Here is a 4,905-nt window from a genome sequence, read left to right on the forward strand (position 1 = left end):
TCCCGGACTGAAAGAAAAATACGTCCGCACTTACGGAAACGCCTACGAAGTTACAAGCCCGGAAAACGGCCGCCTGATGCGGATCATCACAAGCGAATGTCAGAAAAACGGAATCGAGTGGCGGCTAGAAAAAGTGTTTGAATACATGAACGCTTTTCCGCAAGAAAAATTGGATGCCGCGCAGGGAATGTTTGAGTTTTAGAAGATTTAGTCTATATTCTTTAATTCAGATATACTTGTAGTAAAATCATATATTTGATTATTTGTGGAAGTAACAGAAACACAGATGCAAAAATTGTCGCCTGCTTGCCATGTGTTTGTAGAAAAGGAATTGTAATTATCAGATGATGTTATGCAATAATAGTAAGGGCTATTGTAGCTTTCTTGTTTGTAGAAAATATTTAAGGCTGGTGTAAAATAAGTACCTGACGAGCTTGAGTCTGTTCGGTATTTGTAGCATCCATTTTCTTTGTAATTTGAAATTACATCATCCCAGTCTATTATTGCTTCATATTTGACTCCTGTGAATTTATTTTCTATGCTTATTGATTTAACTTTTATAATAGGGTTTTCTCGATTACTATAATTTCCTGATGCCCATGCCGCAGCGTATTTATCTATTCCCTTTATACTATAACTACTTCCACCAGCAACCGATCCTCCGCCCATATTACGTAAAAAATAGTCTACAGTAAGATTTTCTGGAATATCTCCATAAGCCTCTGGGCCTTTTAGTCCATTTTGCGATGCTACGAGAACTGTCTGCCCATTTAGGTCGAAATGCAATTCTGCTTTTATTTTTATTCCAGGAATATCTGCGTATTTTAAGATTTCTCCGTCATTTGTTGTTAAAGTCGCTGTAACTGTATAATCAGCTGTATTGATGGTGCATCCTACCCATCTACCCCAAAGTTCATTTTCTTGAGAATCTTCACAGCCAATATGCATTTTGCCAACAAACAGGAACATGCTTTTTTCCACATCATTTGAAGCTTGCCAAGTAGCAGTTCCTGTAAATCCTGTTTCTGAATTAACATAATGGAAAAATTCCTTTTCTTCTGTTTCTTCATTATCATCACTGCTGCTTCCACCGCTAGAACAACTTGCTAAAAAAATAATTTGAATAAGGCAAAGAAATAGTTTAAGCATTTTTGATTTCATAAAAACTCCTTTTTAATAGCGTAATACAAGAATAAAACACTACAATTAACGTGCTTATTTTCATTATATACGCTGTATGTAGGTTTGTAAAGTATTTTATACGCAAAATGAAGTATTCATATAAAATATGGATTCAGTATTTAAGCAAATGCTAAGAAATGAAATGGAATTTCAAGATATAAAGGTAAAGGAATTGGCTCTTCGCACTGGAATTTCGCAAAGAACCTTGGAAGGCTATATTGGCATGCGGGGTTCTATTCCTCCAGCAGATGTTGCTGTAAAAATTGCAAAGGCATTGAATGTTTCTGTCGAATATTTAGTTACTGGAGAAAGTGAAAAAGCAAATAGGGAAAATGCAAGCAATATGTTTGAACTTTTTTCATCTGATAAAAAATTTCTCTTAAAAGACATTAGTGATGTTTTAAGTAAATTTGAAATAAAAAAAATACAGTAAAAAACTTTACTGTATTTTAATGGCAAACTTTACTCCTTGTATTCCGCACCGTGGTCACGGCTGCCTACAAGCGGACTGTTGAGTACGCGGAATTTTCTTTTTGTTTCCCAAATGTTGCAAAGTTTTTCAAAATTTTTGTCTGGCTCTAAAAGCAGTTTTGCAAGCTCGTCAAATTCGTAAAGTTCCTTTTCACTTAAAGAGTCCAGTCTTCCGTCCATGAATTCTGGCAAAAATGAAAAAGTAAGTTCATTGTTCATAAGCGCATGAAAGTCGTAAACTAGATAACGAGCGAGGGCTGGAATTCCGCAAGTTCCTTTTCCGTCTGCATACAAAAATTTTTTTCCGTCTGATTTTCCGTATCTAACTGCAATCCAGCTTTCCGCTGCCCAGTTGAATTTTTCGTGCGGAATATCGTACTGGCGGATTTCCATTCCAGCTTCTTCGTAAAATCCGTCAGCGTCAAATGTAATCCATCTGTTTTCTTTTTCGCAAAAATACTGATTTATCCAGTGATCCATGCTGATTCCATTTTTGAAATACGGAGCAAAACCTGCTCGGCTTCTTGCAGGAATTCCTTTCGCCTTTAAAATCGCGCTCATAAGAACTGAAACGTAGCGGCATGTTACGACAATTTTGCTTTCCACGTCTCTGTCTTTTGTGAATCCACGCTCGTCAAGCCTGAAAAGTTCTGCTGCCATTGCGGCTGCGGTTATAAGCAAATCGTCGTGGCATCTGGGAGCGAACCAAGGATAGCGTTTCATGTCGCCGTACAAAAGCATTGCATTGAAATTTGTGTTGCCTTCTTTCAGAGTAACTCTGTGAATAACTTGAGAGCAAACAAGTCGTCCTAACTGTGCAATGTCATCTGGTAATGTGCGAAAATATTGCGCATATAATCCTGAATACGTGAACGCTCCAGTTTTTCTGTAATGCTCTAAAATTTTTTCTTTCATAAAAATCCTCCACGTCCATATTATTAGAATTAAAAAAAATCTTCCTGATAAATTTTGCGCATTTTTGTTCTCTTTCAGATTGAATCCTAAACGCAAAATTTATAGAATTGCTTTATGATTCTGAATGTTTTAGCTGTTGCGGCTGGTGGAGCGGCGGGAAGTGTTTTGCGTTATCTTTTTACTTTGATTCCAGTGAAGGCTGTTTTTCCGTTCCAAACTTTTGTGGTGAATATGCTTGGCTGCTTCGCGATTGGTGTTGTTACAGCATTGGCTTCTGTTGCGGCGCAAAAATTTTCTGTAAGATTCGGACCGATTCTTGTGCTTTTTTTGAAGACTGGAATTTGCGGCGGATTTACAACTTTTTCCACATTTGCGTTGGAAAGCGCGAATTTTGTTTCGGGCAAGAATTTCTTTATGGCGGCTGTTTATGCTTTTTCAAGTTTAATTTTAGGAATTCTTTGCGTTATTGCTGGACAGAATTGTATTCGGTAGAAAATAATTCTAGAAAATGTGGCATGGGATTGGACTTGAGCGGAGAAAGGAAAGCGGCTGGAGCGAAAACGCAACCCAGGAAAGTTGCCCTAATTTAAAAAATCTGAAGGTTCGACAGTTTTTTTCTTTTCTGCTATGATTTTCGTATGAAAAGCGATTATCTTACTTCAAAGCCGGCGTTTTACGCGCTTTTTGTTTTTTCACTTCCGATTATAATTGGCAATTTGTTCCAGCAGCTTTACACGATGGTCGATTCGGCGGTCGTTGGGCGGTTTGTGGGCGAGCAGGCTCTGGCGGCGGTCGGCGCGTCTTATTCGCTTACGGTTGTTTTTATCTGCGTGGCGATTGGCGGCGGTGTCGGCTCTTCGGTGATTGTAAGCAAGTATTTTGGCGCGCGCAATTTTTCTGCGATGAAGACGGCGGTCAGCACTGCGTTTTTGACGTTTCTGGGAATCAGCGTTCTTCTTGGCGCGGTGGGAATTGTAATAAACCGTCCGCTTCTTGTGCTTTTAAAGACTCCTTCAGACGCGCTGGACATGGCTCTTGTCTATCTGCGGATTTATTTTCTGGGCCTGCCGTTTTTGTTCATGTACAACGTGATTTCCTCGATGTTCAATGCGATTGGAAATTCGCGGATTCCGCTTGTCTTTCTGATTTTTTCTTCACTTCTGAATGTCGCGCTGGACTTTCTGTTTGTGGCGGTGTTTAAGACCGGCGTTGCAGGAGCGGCGTGGGCCACGCTGATTGCCCAGGGGCTTTCGTGCGTTCTGTCGTTCGCGGTTTTTATGCGCACGCTTGGGAAATTCAAGGATTCAGATGATGGCGTTGCGACGGCCGAAGAAACTTCCGACGGCGCAGTCTTAATGTCTGGCGGCACAAGTTTTTGTGGCGGCAGTCTGAGCCGCGGCGGTTACAGGAAATTCAGATTGTTTGACGGACGCGAGCTTTCATCAATGGCGAAAATCGCGATTCCTTCCATATTACAGCAGTCCACCGTTTCTATCGGGATGATGCTGGTTCAGTCCGTGGTGAACAGTTTCGGCTCGGAGGCGCTTGCCGGATATTCTGCGTTCAGCCGCATTGCATCGATTGCGATTGTTCCTATGGCGGCGTTGAACAATTCAATGTCCTCGTACACGGCGCAAAACATCGGCGCTGGAAAACCTGAGCGTGTTGTAAAAGGCTATCATGCGGCAAATCTTATGGTCGCGTTTTTTGCGGTAACGCTCTGCCTGTGCATTGAGATTTTTTACCGTCCGCTCATTTCTCTTTTTATCGGAGCTGGTGGAAGTGAAACTGCCTTGCGGACAGGGCAAGCCGCGCTGCGCTTTGAAGGATTTTTTTACTGCTGGATAGGATTTAAAATGGCCTGCGACGGACTTTTGCGCGGAGCGGGCGACATGAAAGTATTTACGCTTGCAAATCTGATTAATCTTTCAATCCGCGTGGTTGTTTCAATTGTGTGCGCACCTCGCTTTGGAATTGAGTGGGTCTGGTATTCCGTTCCGATGGGCTGGTTCATGAACTTTGTGATTTCGTTCGCGGAATACAGGACGGGCAAATGGAAGAGAGGATTGGAAATAAAATGATTTGTTCGCCGGAATTCAGTGCCGTTTACAAAAAAACGCTGCTGTCAATTTTCATACTTGACCCTGCAATGTTTTCGTAGCAAACTCGGTCAACAATTCCTGTTTAGAAAAATGCCTGGTCATGCCAGGCAATGATAATATGAATCTTTTTTGTTTTTCCCAATATTAAAAAAATGTTAGATTTTTTGAATACGTGTGGCAGTTTCACTTTTTAGCCAATCAAGAACTTCGCCTAGATTTTCTTCCCGCACTCTTT

5 protein-coding genes and 1 pseudogene are annotated in these 4,905 nt (G+C 41.0%); 4 read left to right on the forward strand and 2 right to left on the reverse strand.

Annotated elements, in window-relative coordinates; all coding sequences use genetic code 11:
- Positions 1 to 202 (forward strand): annotated as a pseudogene (locus tag B4C08_RS01235) (radical SAM protein); the annotation flags it as partial.
- A 5-nt stretch (positions 203 to 207) separates the two neighbouring features.
- Here B4C08_RS01235 and B4C08_RS01240 read toward each other — a convergent pair.
- Positions 208 to 1,161, reverse strand: a complete 954-nt coding sequence (locus B4C08_RS01240; protein ID WP_296662232.1) for a hypothetical protein — start codon at positions 1,159 to 1,161, stop codon at positions 208 to 210.
- A gap of 127 nt (positions 1,162 to 1,288) precedes the next feature.
- On the opposite strand from B4C08_RS01240, the gene B4C08_RS01245 reads away from it, so the two are divergent.
- Positions 1,289 to 1,615 (forward strand): helix-turn-helix domain-containing protein, encoded by a 327-nt coding sequence (locus B4C08_RS01245; protein WP_296662233.1) that lies wholly within the window; start codon positions 1,289 to 1,291, stop codon positions 1,613 to 1,615.
- A 29-nt stretch (positions 1,616 to 1,644) separates the two neighbouring features.
- On the opposite strand, the gene B4C08_RS01250 is transcribed toward B4C08_RS01245, so the two are convergent.
- Positions 1,645 to 2,568 (reverse strand): transglutaminase domain-containing protein, encoded by a 924-nt coding sequence (locus B4C08_RS01250; protein WP_296662234.1) that lies wholly within the window; start codon positions 2,566 to 2,568, stop codon positions 1,645 to 1,647.
- Positions 2,569 to 2,682: 114 nt separating this feature from the next.
- Here B4C08_RS01250 and B4C08_RS01255 point away from each other — a divergent pair, with 114 nt between their 5' ends.
- Both B4C08_RS01255 and B4C08_RS01260 read left to right on the forward strand, forming a co-directional pair.
- Positions 2,683 to 3,060 (forward strand): fluoride efflux transporter FluC, encoded by a 378-nt coding sequence (locus tag B4C08_RS01255; RefSeq protein ID WP_296662235.1) that lies wholly within the window; start codon positions 2,683 to 2,685, stop codon positions 3,058 to 3,060.
- Positions 3,061 to 3,206: 146 nt separating this feature from the next.
- The gene (locus B4C08_RS01260) at positions 3,207 to 4,649 is read left to right on the forward strand and encodes an MATE family efflux transporter (protein WP_296662236.1); all 1,443 of its coding nucleotides are present in this window, start codon (positions 3,207 to 3,209) and stop codon (positions 4,647 to 4,649) included.
- Positions 4,650 to 4,905: the final 256 nt, after the last annotated feature.

The sequence above is a fragment of the Treponema sp. UBA753 genome (assembly GCF_002297325.1).
In the GTDB taxonomy this organism is placed as follows: Bacteria; Spirochaetota; Spirochaetia; order Treponematales; family Treponemataceae; genus Treponema_D.

What these genes read in the sequence shown, in the direction of transcription:
- B4C08_RS01255 (WP_296662235.1), top strand. Translation starts at nt 2,683, where the DNA reads ATGATTCTGAATGTTTTAGCTGTTGCGGCTGGTGGAGCGGCGGGAAGT.
- B4C08_RS01260 (WP_296662236.1), top strand. Translation starts at nt 3,207, where the DNA reads ATGAAAAGCGATTATCTTACTTCAAAGCCGGCGTTTTACGCGCTTTTT.
- B4C08_RS01245 (WP_296662233.1), top strand. Translation starts at nt 1,289, where the DNA reads ATGGATTCAGTATTTAAGCAAATGCTAAGAAATGAAATGGAATTTCAA.
- B4C08_RS01240 (WP_296662232.1), bottom strand. Translation starts at nt 1,161, where the DNA reads ATGAAATCAAAAATGCTTAAACTATTTCTTTGCCTTATTCAAATTATT.
- B4C08_RS01250 (WP_296662234.1), bottom strand. Translation starts at nt 2,568, where the DNA reads ATGAAAGAAAAAATTTTAGAGCATTACAGAAAAACTGGAGCGTTCACG.